The organism is Pseudomonas sp. SK2, from assembly GCF_016772395.1.
GTDB lineage: Bacteria > Pseudomonadota > Gammaproteobacteria > Pseudomonadales > Pseudomonadaceae > Aquipseudomonas > Aquipseudomonas taiwanensis.
On record NZ_CP061944.1, the window covers coordinates 5428824 to 5444993 of the forward strand.

17 protein-coding genes are annotated in these 16170 nt (G+C 58.4%); all 17 read right to left on the bottom strand.

Going from position 1 to position 16170, the window contains the following annotated elements; translation table 11 throughout:
- Window positions 1–13: 13 nt before the first annotated feature.
- Window positions 14–1390 (bottom strand): F0F1 ATP synthase subunit beta, encoded by a 1377-nt coding sequence (gene atpD / locus IF103_RS24670; protein ID WP_023383132.1) that lies wholly within the window; start codon window positions 1388–1390, stop codon window positions 14–16.
- Between the two features lie 27 nt (window positions 1391–1417).
- Window positions 1418–2278 (bottom strand): F0F1 ATP synthase subunit gamma, encoded by an 861-nt coding sequence (atpG, locus tag IF103_RS24675; RefSeq protein WP_011536502.1) that lies wholly within the window; start codon window positions 2276–2278, stop codon window positions 1418–1420.
- Window positions 2279–2326: 48 nt separating this feature from the next.
- Window positions 2327–3871 (bottom strand): F0F1 ATP synthase subunit alpha, encoded by a 1545-nt coding sequence (atpA, locus tag IF103_RS24680; RefSeq protein ID WP_023383134.1) that lies wholly within the window; start codon window positions 3869–3871, stop codon window positions 2327–2329.
- Window positions 3872–3892: 21 nt separating this feature from the next.
- A complete protein-coding gene (locus tag IF103_RS24685; RefSeq protein WP_023383135.1) occupies window positions 3893–4429 on the bottom strand; it encodes a F0F1 ATP synthase subunit delta in 537 nt (178 codons plus the stop codon).
- A gap of 12 nt (window positions 4430–4441) precedes the next feature.
- Entirely contained in the window at window positions 4442–4912 is a 471-nt protein-coding gene (locus tag IF103_RS24690) for a F0F1 ATP synthase subunit B (protein WP_023383136.1), read from the bottom strand.
- A gap of 57 nt (window positions 4913–4969) precedes the next feature.
- Window positions 4970–5227: a F0F1 ATP synthase subunit C gene (gene atpE, locus IF103_RS24695; protein ID WP_003097235.1), complete on the bottom strand. Its 258-nt coding sequence runs from the start codon at window positions 5225–5227 to the stop codon at window positions 4970–4972.
- A 143-nt stretch (window positions 5228–5370) separates the two neighbouring features.
- Window positions 5371–6240, bottom strand: a complete 870-nt coding sequence (gene atpB, locus IF103_RS24700) for a F0F1 ATP synthase subunit A (RefSeq protein ID WP_023383137.1) — start codon at window positions 6238–6240, stop codon at window positions 5371–5373.
- A gap of 16 nt (window positions 6241–6256) precedes the next feature.
- Window positions 6257–6664: a F0F1 ATP synthase subunit I gene (locus tag IF103_RS24705; RefSeq protein ID WP_023383138.1), complete on the bottom strand. Its 408-nt coding sequence runs from the start codon at window positions 6662–6664 to the stop codon at window positions 6257–6259.
- A gap of 149 nt (window positions 6665–6813) precedes the next feature.
- Entirely contained in the window at window positions 6814–7686 is an 873-nt protein-coding gene (locus tag IF103_RS24710) for a ParB/RepB/Spo0J family partition protein (protein WP_023383139.1), read from the bottom strand.
- A gap of 9 nt (window positions 7687–7695) precedes the next feature.
- Window positions 7696–8487, bottom strand: coding sequence for a ParA family protein (locus IF103_RS24715; RefSeq protein WP_023383140.1), 792 nt, complete (start codon window positions 8485–8487; stop codon window positions 7696–7698).
- Between the two features lie 18 nt (window positions 8488–8505).
- On the bottom strand, window positions 8506–9156 hold the full coding sequence (rsmG, locus tag IF103_RS24720) for a 16S rRNA (guanine(527)-N(7))-methyltransferase RsmG (protein WP_023383141.1): 651 nt from the start codon (window positions 9154–9156) through the stop codon (window positions 8506–8508).
- Window positions 9153–11045: a tRNA uridine-5-carboxymethylaminomethyl(34) synthesis enzyme MnmG gene (gene mnmG, locus IF103_RS24725; RefSeq protein WP_023383142.1), complete on the bottom strand. Its 1893-nt coding sequence runs from the start codon at window positions 11043–11045 to the stop codon at window positions 9153–9155. Before mnmG ends, rsmG begins: the two co-directional genes overlap by 4 nt.
- Before the next feature lie 597 nt (window positions 11046–11642).
- The gene (mnmE, locus tag IF103_RS24730) at window positions 11643–13013 is read right to left on the bottom strand and encodes a tRNA uridine-5-carboxymethylaminomethyl(34) synthesis GTPase MnmE (protein WP_023383143.1); all 1371 of its coding nucleotides are present in this window, start codon (window positions 13011–13013) and stop codon (window positions 11643–11645) included.
- Window positions 13014–13099: 86 nt separating this feature from the next.
- On the bottom strand, window positions 13100–14782 hold the full coding sequence (gene yidC / locus IF103_RS24735; protein WP_023383144.1) for a membrane protein insertase YidC: 1683 nt from the start codon (window positions 14780–14782) through the stop codon (window positions 13100–13102).
- A gap of 2 nt (window positions 14783–14784) precedes the next feature.
- On the bottom strand, window positions 14785–15030 hold the full coding sequence (gene yidD, locus IF103_RS24740) for a membrane protein insertion efficiency factor YidD (protein WP_023383145.1): 246 nt from the start codon (window positions 15028–15030) through the stop codon (window positions 14785–14787).
- Window positions 15023–15427 carry a ribonuclease P protein component gene (gene rnpA / locus IF103_RS24745; RefSeq protein ID WP_027906650.1) on the bottom strand — a complete coding sequence of 135 codons (405 nt, stop codon included), beginning with the start codon at window positions 15425–15427 and terminating at the stop codon, window positions 15023–15025. The genes yidD and rnpA overlap by 8 nt, the downstream gene beginning before the upstream one ends.
- A gap of 13 nt (window positions 15428–15440) precedes the next feature.
- Entirely contained in the window at window positions 15441–15575 is a 135-nt protein-coding gene (rpmH, locus tag IF103_RS24750; protein WP_003253163.1) for a 50S ribosomal protein L34, read from the bottom strand.
- Between the last annotated feature and the right edge of the window lie 595 nt (window positions 15576–16170).

Sequence of the window (16170 nt, forward strand, 5' to 3'; positions counted from 1 at the left end):
CGGGGCGCCGGGATTACAGTTTCTTGGCTTTCTCGATCGCTTCGTCGATGCTGCCGACCATGTAGAACGCTTGTTCTGGCAGGTGGTCGTAGTCGCCTTTGAGGATACCGCTGAAACCAGCGATGGTGTCCTTCAGGGAAACGTACTTGCCTGGCGAGCCGGTGAAGACCTCGGCCACGAAGAACGGCTGCGACAGGAAGCGCTGGATCTTACGAGCGCGGGCTACCAGTTGCTTGTCGGCTTCGGACAGTTCGTCCATACCCAGGATCGCGATGATGTCCTTCAGCTCTTTGTAGCGCTGCAGAACATACTGAACCTGACGAGCGGTTTCGTAGTGCTCGTTGCCGATCACGTTCGGGTCCAGCTGACGGGAAGTCGAGTCCAGCGGATCGACCGCTGGGTAGATACCCAGGGAGGCGATGTCACGGGACAGAACGACGGTGGCGTCCAAGTGGGCGAAGGTGGTGGCTGGCGACGGGTCGGTCAAGTCGTCCGCAGGTACGTATACGGCCTGGATCGAGGTGATCGAACCTTCTTTGGTCGAAGTAATACGCTCTTGCAGAACGCCCATCTCTTCGGCCAGGGTCGGCTGGTAACCTACTGCAGAAGGCATACGGCCCAGCAGTGCGGATACTTCGGTACCGGCCAGGGTGTAACGATAGATGTTGTCGACGAACAGCAGAACGTCGTTACCTTCGTCACGGAACTTCTCAGCCATGGTCAGGCCGGTCAGCGCAACGCGCAGACGGTTTCCTGGTGGCTCGTTCATCTGACCGTAGACCAGCGCTACTTTGTCGAGAACGTTGGAGTCCTTCATCTCGTGGTAGAAGTCGTTACCCTCACGAGTACGCTCACCCACACCGGCGAACACGGAGTAACCGCTGTGCTCGATGGCGATGTTACGGATCAGTTCCATCATGTTAACGGTCTTGCCGACGCCGGCACCACCGAACAGGCCAACCTTACCACCCTTGGCGAACGGGCAAACCAGGTCGATAACCTTGATGCCGGTTTCCAGCAGGTCGTTGCCGCCTGCCTGGTCAGCGAACGAAGGGGCTTTCTGGTGAATGCCACGACGCTCTTCTTCGCCGATCGGGCCAGCTTCGTCGATCGGGTTGCCCAGAACGTCCATGATACGGCCCAGAGTGGCCTTACCAACTGGAACGGAAATGGCAGCGCCGGTGTCGACGACATCCAGACCACGCTTCAGGCCTTCGGTCGAGCCCATCGCAATGGTACGAACCACGCCGTCGCCCAGCTGCTGCTGAACTTCCAGGGTGGTTTCCGCGCCTTGTACTTTCAGCGCGTTGTAAACACTCGGCACGACGTCACGTGGGAATTCCACGTCGATGACGGCGCCGATGATTTGAACGATACGTCCGCTACTCATAGCTGGATCCTCTGAATATTTGAACCGTTAAACCGCGGCAGCGCCGCCGACGATTTCCGAGATCTCCTGGGTGATCGCAGCCTGACGCGCCTTGTTGTAGATCAGCTGGAGTTCGCTGATCAGGTCACCGGCGTTGTCTGTGGCGTTCTTCATGGCGATCATCCGGGCCGCTTGTTCAGCAGCGTTGTTCTCGACCACCGCCTGGTACACCTGCGACTCCACGTAACGCACCATCAAGCCGTCCAGCAGCTCTTTTGCGTCGGGTTCGTACAGGTAGTCCCAGTGATGCTTGAGATCCTGATCCGGGGTTGCCACCAACGGTACCAATTGCTCGACCGTCGGTTTTTGGGTCATGGTGTTGATGAACTTGTTCGAAACCACCGAGAGGCGATCGATACGGCCGTCCAGGTAGGCGTCCAGCATCACTTTGACGGAGCCGATCAGGTCGTTGATCGATGGCTCTTCGCCCAAGTGGCTGATCGCAGCTACGACATTGCCACCAAAGATGCGGAAGAAAGTCGCACCCTTGCTACCAATCACGCACAGGTCGATTTCAACGCCCTGTTCGCGGTTTTCGTTCATGTCCTTGACCAGGGCCTTGAACAGGTTGGTGTTCAAGCCACCGCACAGACCACGGTCACTGCTCACCACGATATAACCGGCGCGCTTTACAGGGCGCTCGATCATGAACGGGTGGCGATATTCCGGGTTGGCGTTGGCCAGATGACCGATCACCTGGCGGATACGCTCCGCGTAAGGACGGCTAGCAGCCATGCGCATTTGTGCCTTGCGCATTTTGCTGACCGCCACTTTCTCCATGGCGCTGGTAATTTTTTGCGTGCTTTTGATGCTCGCAATCTTACTGCGAATCTCTTTTGCGCCTGCCATGTATCACCTATCAGGTTAGCAAGCGGGGGCTACAGCCCCCGCTGCGGCTTACCAGGTCTGGGTGGCCTTGAACTTCTCGATACCAGCTTTCATGCCAGCGTCGATTTCGTCGTTGAAGTCACCCTTCACGTTGATCTTCGCCATCAGATCGGCGTGATCACGGTTGAAGTAGGCAATCAGCGCTTGCTCGAAGCTGCCGACCTTGGAGACTTCTACGTCAGTCAGGAAACCACGCTCAGCGGCGTACAGCGACAGAGCCATGTCCGCGATGGACATCGGCGCGTACTGCTTCTGCTTCATCAGCTCGGTGACGCGCTGACCATGCTCCAGCTGCTTGCGGGTCGCTTCGTCCAGATCGGAAGCGAACTGGGCGAATGCAGCCAGTTCACGGTACTGAGCCAGAGCGGTACGGATACCACCGGACAGCTTCTTGATGATCTTGGTCTGAGCGGCACCACCTACACGGGATACCGAAACACCGGCGTTAACTGCAGGACGGATGCCCGAGTTGAACATGGCCGATTCCAGGAAGATCTGACCGTCGGTGATGGAAATCACGTTGGTCGGAACGAACGCGGAAACGTCGCCAGCCTGGGTTTCAATGATCGGCAGAGCGGTCAGGGAACCGGTTTTGCCAGTCACAGCACCGTTGGTGAACTTCTCGACGTACTCTTCCGAAACGCGCGATGCACGCTCCAGCAGACGGGAGTGGAGATAGAACACGTCGCCTGGGTACGCTTCACGTCCTGGCGGACGGCGCAGCAGCAGGGAGATCTGACGGTAGGCAACGGCCTGCTTGGACAGGTCATCGTAAACGATCAGCGCGTCTTCACCGCGGTCACGGAAGTATTCGCCCATGGTGCAGCCGGCGTAAGGTGCCAGGAACTGCAGTGCGGCGGATTCCGAGGCGCTGGCGGCAACGACGATGGTGTTGGCCAGGGCGCCGGCTTCTTCCAGCTTGCGAACGACGTTGGCGATGGTCGACTGCTTCTGACCAACGGCGACGTAGACGCAGAAGATACCGCTGTTCTTCTGGTTGATGATCGCGTCGACCGCCATGGCGGTCTTACCGATCTGACGGTCACCGATGATCAGCTCGCGCTGGCCACGGCCAACCGGGATCATGGCGTCGACCGACTTGTAGCCAGTCTGTACAGGCTGGTCTACCGATTTACGCCAGATAACGCCCGGCGCAACCTTTTCGACTGCGTCGGTTTCGGTAGTGGTCAGAGGACCTTTGCCATCGATCGGGTTACCCAGCGCGTCGACGACGCGGCCCAGCAGGCCTTTGCCGACTGGAACTTCCAGGATGCGACCGGTGCACTTGGCGCTCATGCCCTCGGCGAGGGAGGTGTACGCACCCAGTACCACTGCACCTACGGAGTCTTGCTCCAGGTTCAGTGCCATACCGTATACGCCGCCCGGGAACTCGATCATTTCGCCGTACATAGCGTCGGCCAGACCGTGGATCCGTACGATACCGTCAGAAACGGATACGACGGTACCTTCGTTGCGGGCTTGGGAGCCGACATCGAGTTTCTCGATGCGACCCTTGATGATTTCACTAATTTCGGAAGGATTGAGTTGCTGCATTGCTCTGCTGCCCCTTCAAACTCAAGATTTCAATGCTTCGGCCAGTTTCGCGATCTTGCCGCGAACCGAGCCATCGATTACCAGGTCGCCGGCGCGGATGACGACGCCGCCGATCAGGCTGGCATCCTCCGACGCGTGCAGGCGCACTTCCCGGCTGAGCCGTGCACTGAGAACCTTGGCGAGTTTGTCTTGCTGTTCTTGGTTCAACGCAAAAGCACTGGTGACTTCCACGTCCACGGATTTCTCTTGCTCGGCCTTGTACAGGTCGAACAGAGCGGAAATCTCCGGCAGAAGCAGGAGACGGTCGTTTTCCGCGGCAACATGAATGAAATTCTGTGCCTGTGCATCGAACTTGTCACCGCACACTTCAATGAATGCGGCGGCCTTTTCTGCGCTTGTCAGTCGCGGGGCCTTGAGCAGGCGCTGCATGGTGTCGTCTTCCGACACCGCAGCAGCCAGGCCGAGCATGGCTGACCAATTGGCCAGTTGCTGATGGGCCTGGGCATGCTCAAAGGCAGCCTTAGCGTAAGGTCGGGCCAACGTGGTCAGTTCTGCCATGATCGCCCTCGCTTAAATTTCAGCGGCCAGTTTGTTAACCAGCTCTGCATGCGCGTTTTGATCGATTGTGGCGCCAAGGATCTTTTCAGCACCGCCGACAGCCAGGGCACCCACTTGGGCACGCAGGGCGTCTTTGACGCTGTTCAGTTCCTGTTCGATCTCGGCTTGAGCCTGAGCCTTCACACGGTCAGCTTCGACGCGAGCCTGTTCACGGGCTTCCTCGACAAGCTGAGCAGCGCGTTTCTTGCTTTGCTCAATGATTTCAGCTGCCTGTGCCTTCGCTTCACGCAGTTGCTGACCCGCTTTCTCTTGGGCCAGCTCCAGGTCGCGAGCTGCGCGGTTGGCAGCGTCCAAGCCGTCGGCAATCTTCTTTTGGCGCTCTTGCAGGGCAGTGATGACCGGAGGCCATACGTACTTCATGCAGAAGAGTACAAAAATCAGAAAAGCAACGGATTGGCCAATCAGGGTTGCATTAATGTTCACGCCAACACCTCGCTCGGTCTTTGTCCATCACACCAATCAACTCGTGGGAACGAGTGATTAGCCGGCGATCTGACCAACGAAGGGGTTCGCGAAGGTGAAGAACAGAGCGATACCAACACCGATCATGGTTACGGCGTCGAGCAGACCGGCAACGATGAACATTTTCACCTGCAGCATCGGAACCATCTCAGGCTGACGAGCAGCGCCTTCCAGGAACTTGCCGCCCAGCAGGCCGAAACCAATGGCGGTACCCAGAGCACCCAGGCCGATCAGCAGAGCAACAGCGATAGCGGTCAGACCAACTACAGTTTCCATCTTTCCTCCCGACTTTTACGTCGTATTGGTTAGGTTTTTAGTTTGAAGCGGTAAAACAAATCGTTTGGTACAGCTGCCCTTGCGGACTTTTAGAGCCCTCCCCCCAAACGAGCGGGGAAGGCTATCAGACACGCCAGGCGGTCTTAATGGTTATCTTCGTGAGCCATCGACAGGTAGACGATGGTAAGCATCATGAAGATGAAGGCTTGCAGGGTGATGATCAGGATGTGGAACACAGCCCACGCCCACTGCAGCACCACACCCAGGCCGCTGAGCCACAGGATGCCGGCGCCGAACATCACGGCGATCAGGATGAACACCAGCTCGCCGGCGTACATGTTGCCGAACAGACGCAGTGCCAGCGAGATCGGCTTGGCAATCAGGGTGACGAATTCCAGCAGGAAGTTCACAGGGATCAGCAGGATCTGAACGAAGATGTTCTTGCTGCCGAACGGGTGCAGGGTCAGCTCACCGATGAAGCCGCCCAGGCCCTTGACCTTGATGCTGTAGAAGATGATCAGGGCGAACACGCAGAAGGCCATGGCCAGGGTCGCGTTCGGGTCGGTGGTCGAAACCGCGCGGAACGGGATGTGCGGATCACCGGAGATCAGGATGGCCAGCTGAGGAATCCAGTCGACCGGAACCAGGTCGATGGCGTTCATCAGGAATACCCAGACGAAGATGGTCAGCGCCAGCGGGGCGATCACTGGGCTACGGCCGTGGAAGGAGTCCTTCACGCTGCCGTTGACGAAGTCGACCAGCACTTCGACGAAGTTCTGCAGGCCGCCGGGTTGGCCGGAGGTCGCCTTCTTCGCCGCCATGCGGAAGATGAACAGGAAGATCAGACCCAGTGCAACGGACCAGCCCAGGGTGTCCAGGTGGAACGCCCAGAAGCCCATCGCTTTGGCTTCTGCAGCCGAATGGGCGAAGCCCCAGCTGCCGTCTGGTAGTTGACCGTAGGTCAGGTTCTGCAAGTGGTGCTGGATATAGCCCGAAGCGGTTTCTGCTGCCATGGTTGCCTCAAACGCCCTAAGGTCTCGAAAGTCTTTTATTCATCAGCAGGGGCGCGAACCAGCTGACCAAAAGGGTCAGCACGAAGACGCCGAATACAGCTAACGGCGCCAATGGCTTCACTCCTGCGAAGGTCAGTGCAAACAACACTGCCGTCAAAATCATCTTGCCTGCCTCGCCTGCGTAGAACGACTTGACGATGGCCTGCGCCGCCCGGGCTCCGCTGTAGCGAAAAGCCTTCCAGGCGAAATACATATTGGGTAGCCAGGCAATCAAACCTCCGCAGAGGCCTGAATATCCACTGACCGTCCCTTTCCACTGCCACAACCCCAATGTTGCCAGTAGCAGTACGACAAATTGAGCCAGCAGTACCGGAAAAACTGCCCAGCGATGGAAAGGCAAGCGGTTTGGCGTGCGGATTTCCATCAGAACTGCTCCTCGGAAGTCGACCAACAAGTCAGCAATGACTTGGCATAATTTGTGCCGACAAAATGCGCGCAGAGTATAGGGGTGGATTAACCCCTATTCAACTCTTCGGTAGTGATTTCCGACTGCGCGCTACAACGGGAATTGTTTCAGCGGATGTGAGCAAGCACGCCTTGCAACTCGTCAAGCGAGTTATAACGAATAACCAACTGGCCTTTGCCCTTGTTGCCGTGGCGGATCTGCACCGGGGAGCCCAGGCGCTCTGCCAGCCGCTGTTCAAGGCGCTCGATGTCCGGATCAGGTTTGCTCGGTTCGACCGGCTCAGGTTTGCCATTGAGCCACTGGCGTACCAGTGCCTCAGTTTGGCGCACGGTCAGCCCACGTGCGACAACATGACGCGCCCCCTCTTCCTGGCGATCTTCCTCCAGGCCGAGCAAAGCTCGGGCGTGGCCCATCTCCAGGTCGCCGTGGGCGAGCATGGTCTTGATGACTTCCGGCAGCGAGATCAGGCGCAGCAGGTTGGCCACGGTCACCCGCGACTTGCCCACGGCGTCGGCCACCTGCTGCTGGGTCAGTTCGAACTCCTGCTGCAAGCGCTGCAGGGCAAGGGCCTCTTCCAGTGGGTTGAGGTCTTCACGCTGGATGTTCTCGATCAGCGCCATGGCGATGGCGGCTTCGTCGGGCACTTCGCGGACCATCGCCGGGATGGTGTCCAGGCCGGCCTGTTGGGTGGCGCGCCAGCGGCGCTCACCGGCGATGATTTCATAGCGGCTGCCGTCGATCGGGCGAACCACGATCGGCTGCATGACGCCATGAGTGCGAATCGAGTGCGCCAGTTCTTCGAGCGCCTCCGGATCCATGTCGCGGCGCGGCTGGTACTTGCCACGCTGGATCAGCTCGACTGGCAGGTGTTGCAGTTCTTTCTGGTCGATCTTGACAGCCTGCGCTTCGAGCGCGCTGACGGAAGGACCACTTAGCAGTGCATCCAACCCACGTCCGAGACCCCGTTTCTTAACGGCCATGCGGATTCCTTAAGTTGTTTGTGCAGTGCGTGATTGACGGCGTTGACGGCGCACCAGTTCCCCGGCCAGGGCCAGGTAGGCAAGTGCGCCGCGCGATTGCTTGTCGTAAGCCAACGCGGGCATGCCGAAGCTCGGTGCTTCAGCCAGGCGGATGTTGCGTGGAATGACCGTGTCGTAGAGCTGCTCGCCGAAATGCTCCTTGAGCTGCGCCGAAACATCGTTGTTCAGGCTCAGTCGCGGGTCGTACATGGTTCGCAGCAGGCCTTCGATCTTCAGCGCCGGGTTCAGACGAGCGGCAATGCGCTTGATGTTATCCACAAGGTCACTGAGGCCTTCCAGTGCGTAGTACTCGCACTGCATCGGGATAATCACGCCATCGGAGGCGACCAGGGCATTGAGCGTCAGCATCGACAGCGACGGTGGGCAGTCGATGAGAATGTAATCGTAGTTGTCGCGGATCGGCGCCAAGGCGTTGCGCAGGCGGCTCTCCTTGACCTGCATCTCCAGCAGCACCACTTCCGCGGCGGTCAGGTCGCGGTTGGCCGGCAGCAGCTGGAAGCCGCCGTGCTCGGAGTAGTGCATGGCCTGGGCAAGGTCGCATTCCCCGATCAGCAGGTCATAGACCGAGTGCTCGAGTTCATGTTTGTCCACACCGCTGCCCATGGTGGCGTTGCCCTGCGGATCGAGGTCGATCAGCAGCACACGACGCTTGGTCGCAGCCAGCGATGCTGCAAGATTGATACAGGTGGTGGTTTTACCCACACCCCCTTTCTGGTTCGCGATTGCGAATACCTTAGCCATTGTTGCGTGTGTTCCCAGTCATGCCTTGCGGCGCAGTATCAGCAGATGGCGCTGGCCCTGGCAACCCGGAACGGTCAGGGCCTGCTCGCTTTCCACTGTGAAGTCTGCGGGCAATGCTACCAGTTCATCGGCAGGATGCAGCCCCTTCATTGCAAGCCATTGCGTCCCGGTGTCGCCCAAATGGCGGGTCCAGTTGGTGAAGTTCTCCATGCTGCTGAAGGCGCGGGAGATGATTCCGCTGAACGGGTGCGGCGGTTGGAAGGCTTCGACCCGGCTGTGGATAACCGTGAGGTTGTCCAATTTCAGTTCCATTTTTACCTGGGTCAGGAAGCGCGTCTTCTTGCCGTTGGCGTCCAGCACCGTCACGTTCTTGCTCGGGTGCAGAATAGCCAAGGGAATGCCAGGCATGCCACCACCGCTCCCGACATCCAGCCAATGTTCGCGGTCGCTGTGGATAAACGGCATGACGCTAAGGCTGTCGAGCAGATGGCGCGAAACCATCTCGTCCGGGTCACGCACGGCGGTCAGGTTGTAGGCTTTGTTCCACTTGATCAACAGGGCCAGGTAGCCCAGCAGCTTTTCCTGCTGCTCGGCGCTCAGCTCGACGCCGAGCTGGCGCGCACCTGTGGACAACTCTTCTGCGTGTTGTGGGGTGACCAGGGAACTCAAGCGCTTTGCTCCAATTCGCGGCCGGCGCCGCGTTTTTTCAGATGAATCAGTAACAGGGAAATCGCCGCCGGCGTAACACCGGGAATACGCGAAGCCTGGCCCAAGGTTTCAGGACGGGTCTGGCCTAGCTTGCTTTGGATTTCCTTCGACAGGCCGGAAATCGTGGTGTAGTCGATATCCACAGGCAGGCGGGTGTCTTCGCTTGCCCGCAGACGGGCGATTTCTTCCTGTTGGCGGTCGATGTAGCCCGCGTATTTGGTCTTGATCTCCACCTGCTCGGCGATTTGTGGATCGATGATTTGCCCACCGGTGGCTTCAATCAGGCCGGCATAGTCGATTTCCGGACGTGCCAGCAGGTTCAGCAAGCTGTACTCGTGGCTCAGCGGAGTGCCGAACTTATCCACAATGGCCTGACCTTGCGGCGTGTTGGGTCGTACCCAAGTCGACTTCAGTCGCTGTTCCTCGCGCTCGATGCCATCGCGCTTGGCGCAGAAGGCGGCCCAACGCGCGTCGTCGATCAAGCCGAGTTCACGGCCCTTCTCGGTCAGGCGTAGGTCGGCGTTGTCTTCACGCAGGATCAGTCGGTACTCGGCGCGAGAGGTGAACATGCGGTACGGCTCTTGGGTACCGAGGGTAATCAGGTCGTCGACCAGTACACCGATGTATGCCTCATCACGGCGTGGGCACCAGCTTTCACGGCCTTGCGCACGCAGTGCCGCGTTGGTCCCGGCCAGCAGGCCCTGGGCGCCAGCTTCTTCGTAGCCGGTGGTGCCGTTGATCTGGCCAGCGAAGAACAGGCCGCCGATGACTTTGGTTTCGAGACTGTACTTCAGATCACGCGGGTCGAAGTAGTCGTACTCGATGGCGTAACCCGGGCGCACGATGTGTGCGTTTTCCATGCCGCGGATCGAACGCACCAGCTCCAGCTGCACATCGAACGGCAGCGAGGTGGAAATACCGTTCGGATAAAGCTCATGGGTGGTCAAGCCTTCAGGCTCGATGAACACCTGGTGGCTTTCCTTGTCGGCGAAGCGGTGGATCTTGTCTTCGATCGACGGGCAATAACGCGGGCCGATCCCTTCGATGACACCCGAGTACATCGGTGAACGGTCGAGGTTCGAGGCAATGATCTCATGGGTACGCGCGTTGGTGTGGGTAATCCAGCAACTGACCTGGCGCGGGTGCATCTGAGCGTTGCCCATGAACGACATCACCGGAATCGGCGTGTCGCCTGGCTGTTCGGTCATCACCGAGAAGTCCACCGAACGCCCATCGATACGCGGTGGGGTACCGGTTTTCAAGCGGCCAACGCGCAGCGGCAGTTCACGCATGCGGTGAGCCAGGGCGATCGAGGGCGGATCGCCGGCGCGGCCACCGGAATGGTTCTGCAATCCAATGTGGATAAGCCCGCCGAGGAAGGTGCCGGTCGTCAGCACCACCGATTCTGCGAAGAAACGCAGACCCATCTGCGTAACCACGCCTTTGACCTGGTCCTGTTCGACGATCAGGTCGTCGCAGGACTGCTGGAATATCCACAGGTTCGGCTGGTTTTCCAGGATCTCGCGCACCACCGCCTTGTAGATGGCGCGGTCAGCTTGCGCACGGGTCGCACGCACGGCGGGCCCTTTGCGGTTGTTCAACACACGGAACTGAATGCCGCTCTTGTCGGTGGCCAGCGCCATGGCGCCGCCGAGCGCATCGATCTCTTTGACCAGATGGCTTTTACCGATACCGCCAATGGCGGGGTTGCAGCTCATGTGACCGAGGGTTTCCACGTTATGGGTCAGCAGCAGGGTTTTCACACCCATGCGTGCAGACGCAAGCGCAGCCTCGGTACCGGCATGGCCGCCGCCGATGACGATCACTTCAAAACGGGAAGGGAAATCCACCACGCACCTCGTGCCTGTTTTGCGATTAGAAAAGGTAAGCGGACAAGTATAGGGACTTCACCCCTCTTAAAGAAACCGTCTGAGCAATTTTTGATCAGTCTGTGGATGAATGGCAGACAACAGAAATCAAAGAGGAAAAATTTAAAAAAGCTTTGTTTTTATGTTTATTCTTATGCACAGGGTCTTCTGTGGATAACGTTCTATACCCCATATGTGACGCTGGATACAGGAAAATTAAACCCTGTGGCTGGAGTGCCATGAGGGCTCTGGATAACAGGATTTAGCCTGTGGATTAAATGCCCCTTTACCCACAAGCGGGTTTGTCCTCAGAGAAAAATGCCGGTTATCAACGGAGCTGAAGGCGAGTTTTCCACAGAGCTCCTGGGAGCCTGGTGGCGCCTGTTGATGAAAAAAATGTACTGCATAGAGCAGGCAAAACGAGGACAGGGACGCGAGTCGACCACTCATCCACGAGCATTTCGCTGGATGGACGGTCACGTCGCGGGGCAAAGCCCGCTCATACAGGGCTCTGTGGGGGAATTTCAGGCAAAAAAAAGCCGCTCCAGAAGGAGCGGCCTTGGTCATGTGGGCTGTGGATTACTTACCGATGCAGAAACTGGAGAAGATCCGCCCAAGCAGGTCATCCGAGCTGAATGCTCCTGTAATTTCACCCAATGCCTGTTGAGCCTGGCGCAAATCTTCAGCCAGCAGCTCCCCAGCCCCCGCCAATGTCAGTTGGTCGCGCCCGTGTTCCAGGTGTGCACTCGCTTGACGCAGCGCATCCAGATGCCGGCGACGGGCGCTGAAGCCGCTTTCAGCGGTTTGCTCATAGCCCATGCACGCTTTCAGGTGATCGCGCAGCATCTGCAGGCCTTGATCGTCGCCCTTGGCACTCAGGGTGATCGTCACGTGGCCGTCGTCGCACTGCTCCAGCCCTACCCGCTCGCCGCTGAGGTCAGCCTTGTTACGGATCAGCGTCACCTTGGCGGGGTCTGGCCGCTGATCGAGGAACTCTGGCCACAATGCAAACGGATCGTTCGCCTCGGGTGCGGTGGAGTCCACCACCAACAGGACACGGTCCGCTTCACCGATGGCCTTCAGAGCACGTTCCACGCCGATTTTTTCCACATGGTCGTCGGTATCCCTCAACCCGGCAGTGTCGACCACATGCAGCGGCATACCATCGATGTGGATATGTTCCCGCAGGATATCCCGAGTGGTGCCTGCAATATCGGTCACGATCGCGGCTTCCCTGCCAGCCAGGCGGTTGAGTAGGCTCGACTTGCCAGCGTTCGGTCGACCGGCGATGACTACCGTCATGCCGTCACGCAACAGTGCGCCCTGCCCGGCCTCGCGTTGCACTGTGGACAACTCGCTGCGCACCGCATCGAGCATCGACAGCACATGGCCATCGGCGAGGAAATCGATCTCCTCCTCGGGAAAGTCGATAGCCGCCTCGACATAGATCCGCAGGGCGATCAGCGCTTCGGTCAGGCTGTGCACACGTTTGGAGAATTCACCCTGCAGAGAGCGCAAGGCATTGCGTGCGGCCTGGCTGGAGCTGGCTTCGATCAGGTCGGCAATCGCTTCGGCCTGAGCCAGGTCGAGCTTGTCATTGAGAAATGCCCGTTCGCTGAACTCCCCTGGGCGCGCTAAACGGCAACCCACCTGCACGCAGCGCTGGAGCAGCATGTCCAGCACCACCGGGCCACCATGCCCCTGCAACTCGAGCACATCCTCACCGGTGAAGGAATTCGGCCCAGGGAAGAACAGCGCAATGCCCTCGTCCAGCACCAACCCATCCTCGTCGCGGAATGGACCGTAATGGGCGTGGCGCGGTGTCAGTGTACGCCCGGTGATCATTTGGCCAGCCTTGGCGGCCAACGGCCCGGACAGCCTGACGATACCTACCCCGCCACGGCCCTGGGCAGTGGCGATGGCAGCGATGGTTTCACGCACAGTGTTCATGCTCGAAAGCCTCTAGGACGAATACGACAGATAGCAAAAACGCCCCCGAGGGGGCGTTTTTATTCACAGGCTAGCTCAGTAGCCCGTCAAGCAGCAGCTTTCTTGGTTGCTGCTTCGATGCTGCGAGTGATGTACCACTGCTGTGCGATCGACAGGCAGTTGTTCACAACCCAGTACAGCACCAGACCAGCCGGGAACCACAGGAAGAAGAAGGTGAAGATGATTGGCATCATTTTCATAACCTTGGCCTGCATCGGATCCGGCGGCGTCGGGTTCAGACGCTGTTGGATGAACATGGTGGCGCCCATGATGATCGGCAGGATGAAGAACGGATCCTTGATCGACAGGTCGGTAATCCACAGCATCCATGGGGCCTGGCGCATTTCGACGCTTTCCAGCAGTACCCAGTACAGGGCCAGGAACACGGGCATCTGCACCAGGATCGGCAAGCAGCCGCCCAGTGGGTTGATCTTCTCTTTCTTGTACAGCTCCATCATCGCCTGGGACATCTTCTGGCGATCGTCACCGAAGCGTTCCTTCAGCGCCGCAAGCTTCGGTGCAACGGCACGCATACGCGCCATCGAACGGTAGCTGGCAGCCGACAGCGGGAAGAACAGGCCTTTGATGAGCATGGTCAGAACGATGATCGACCAGCCCCAGTTACCCAGCAGGCTGTGGATATGTTGCAGCAGCCAGAAGATCGGCTGGGCAATGAACCACAGGAAGCCGTAGTCGACGGTCAGTTCCAGGCCTGGGGACAACTCCTTGAGCTTGGACTGGATCTTCGGACCGGCATACAGCATGGCGCTGGTTTCGACCTTGCCACCAGCTGGAACGCTGATTGCCGGGCCGGTGTAGCCGATGATGTAGTTGCCTTGGCTGTCCTTGCGGGTCTGGACGACATTGTTGTCCGACTTGGCCGGGATCCAGGCGGTGACGAAGTAGTGCTGCAGCCAGGCGACCCAGCCGCCGGACACATTTTCTTTCAAACTACCTTTGTCGATGTCCTTCATGGACACCTTTTTGTACGGCTCGGAAGCTGTCCACAGGGCGGCACCCAGGTAGGTGGCGGTACCGGTGGCGGTGCTCGACGATGGATCCGAGCTGGCGTCGCGCTTGAGCTGGGCAAACATGTTGCCGCTCCAGGCCTGGCCGCTCTGGTTGTCGATCAGGTAGGTGACGTTCAGGTCATATTCACCGCGCTTGAAGCTGAAGCGCTTGATGTAGTTGACACCGTTGTCACTGAACTTCAGGTCGACCACCAGTTGTTCCTGACCATCGGCCAGCTGGTAGCTCTTCTGCTCGGTGGCGTACAGAGGACGACCGGCTGGGCGTGCATCCGGACCGTTGACGCCGGTCAGACCGCTTTGGGCCAGGTAGACGCGCTCGCCACCATTGTCGAACAGCTGGAATGGAATGTCCGGATGGTCCTGACGACGTGGGTACTTCGGCAGGGTCAGTTGGACGATGTCGCCACCCACTGGGTCGATAGCCAGTTCCAGAACGTCGGTCTTGACCCGGATCAGGTCCTTGCTGACCGCGACCGGCGCCAGTTCGGCAGGGGTCGATTCGGCATTGGCGCTTGGCACATCGGCGCTGGCGCCGGCGTTTCCGGCCGGTACGCCATCCGGCAAGGCCGGAGCGGTAGTGCTGGCAGCAGTATTCTGAGTCGGCAGGGCTGCCTGGCCATAGTCCTGGTTCCATTTGAGGACCATGACGTAGGACACGATTGCCAGGGCGACGATCAGGATCGTGCGTTTAATATCCATGATTACTCGGCTATCGAAGAAGTTCGGGAGGAAGGAGCGGGGGGAACGGGATCGAAACCACCGTCGTTCCACGGATGACAACGCCCCAGGCGACGAACGGCTAGCCACCCACCACGTACGAGGCCATGATTTTCGATGGCTTCATAAGCGTAATGGGAGCAACTGGGGTAGAAACGACAGTGACTGGCCATCAGAGGACTAATGGCGTAACGGTAAAACTGGATCGGAACGAGTGCCAGTTTACGCATCTTGACTGTCTACCCCTACGGAATCGGCGTTTCGCGCTGGAGATGGCCGGCTGCGTGCCAGGCGCTTCCAGAGCTTGCCAAAGTGTTGGTGCAATTCCGGGTTATCTATCTCACCCAATCCCTTGCGCGCGACGATCACGATGTCCAAGCCAGCGAGCATCTGCTGGTTCAGACGGAAGGAATCGCGCATCAAGCGCTTGAGGCGATTGCGTTGAACGGCGAGCTTGACGCTCTTCTTGCCAATCACCAGGCCTAGGCGCGGGTGATCGAGTCCGTTCTCGCGAGCAAGGATCAGCAGGTTTTTCCCTGGAACCTTGCCGGTTGGGGAGTCGAAGACCGCTTTGAAATGCCGGGGTGTAAGCAGTCGCTTATCCCGACTGAAGTCCTGACTCACCACCTGTGCCGAAAGATCAAATTGCCAGACGCTTACGGCCTTTGGCACGACGACGCGACAGAACAGCGCGGCCGTTCTTGGTAGCCATACGGGCACGGAAGCCGTGGGTGCGCGCGCGCTTGATGGTGCTTGGTTGGAAAGTACGTTTCATGGCGTGTTACCTGGGTTTGTCGACAACGGGCCGGAATGGCCCCCTTTTTAAGAGATCGGCGATTCTAGAGAAAGCAAGCCAATAGGTCAATTTCCAACCAGCCTTTCCTTATAGGTGGAGCGTCGGCTGATGCCCACGAGTGGAGCACCCGTGGGTGGCTGGACAGATCACTGAACGGAAGCTCAACATGAAAAAAAGAAGAGACATATAAAAAGCTTTTCTGAAGAACTTATAGATCTTTAGGGAGCAGTCTTCTGTGGATAACCTGCTGTAGGCCAGAAATGACGTGCTGTACAGAAAACTTTAACCCTGTCGGTAACGGGTGCTGATGATGTGCCGGACGTGCGCAGAACCTGTGGATTGAATCGGCGTTTATCCACAGCAGTGTTATCCACAGGCTAAGCTCTAGGGTTGTGCATAGCCCTCAGTCATAGTTATCCACAGAGCTTATGCGTACACGGCAAATGTCTTTTTGGACGCTAAATGGCTGTTTTGGCATGGATCAGAACGTTTCCACATGTGGATAACTGGTCGCCCGACCGGTACAATGGCGGTTTGTTTTTGCCTCATCCGGCTTTCAACTCAGGGGATATCC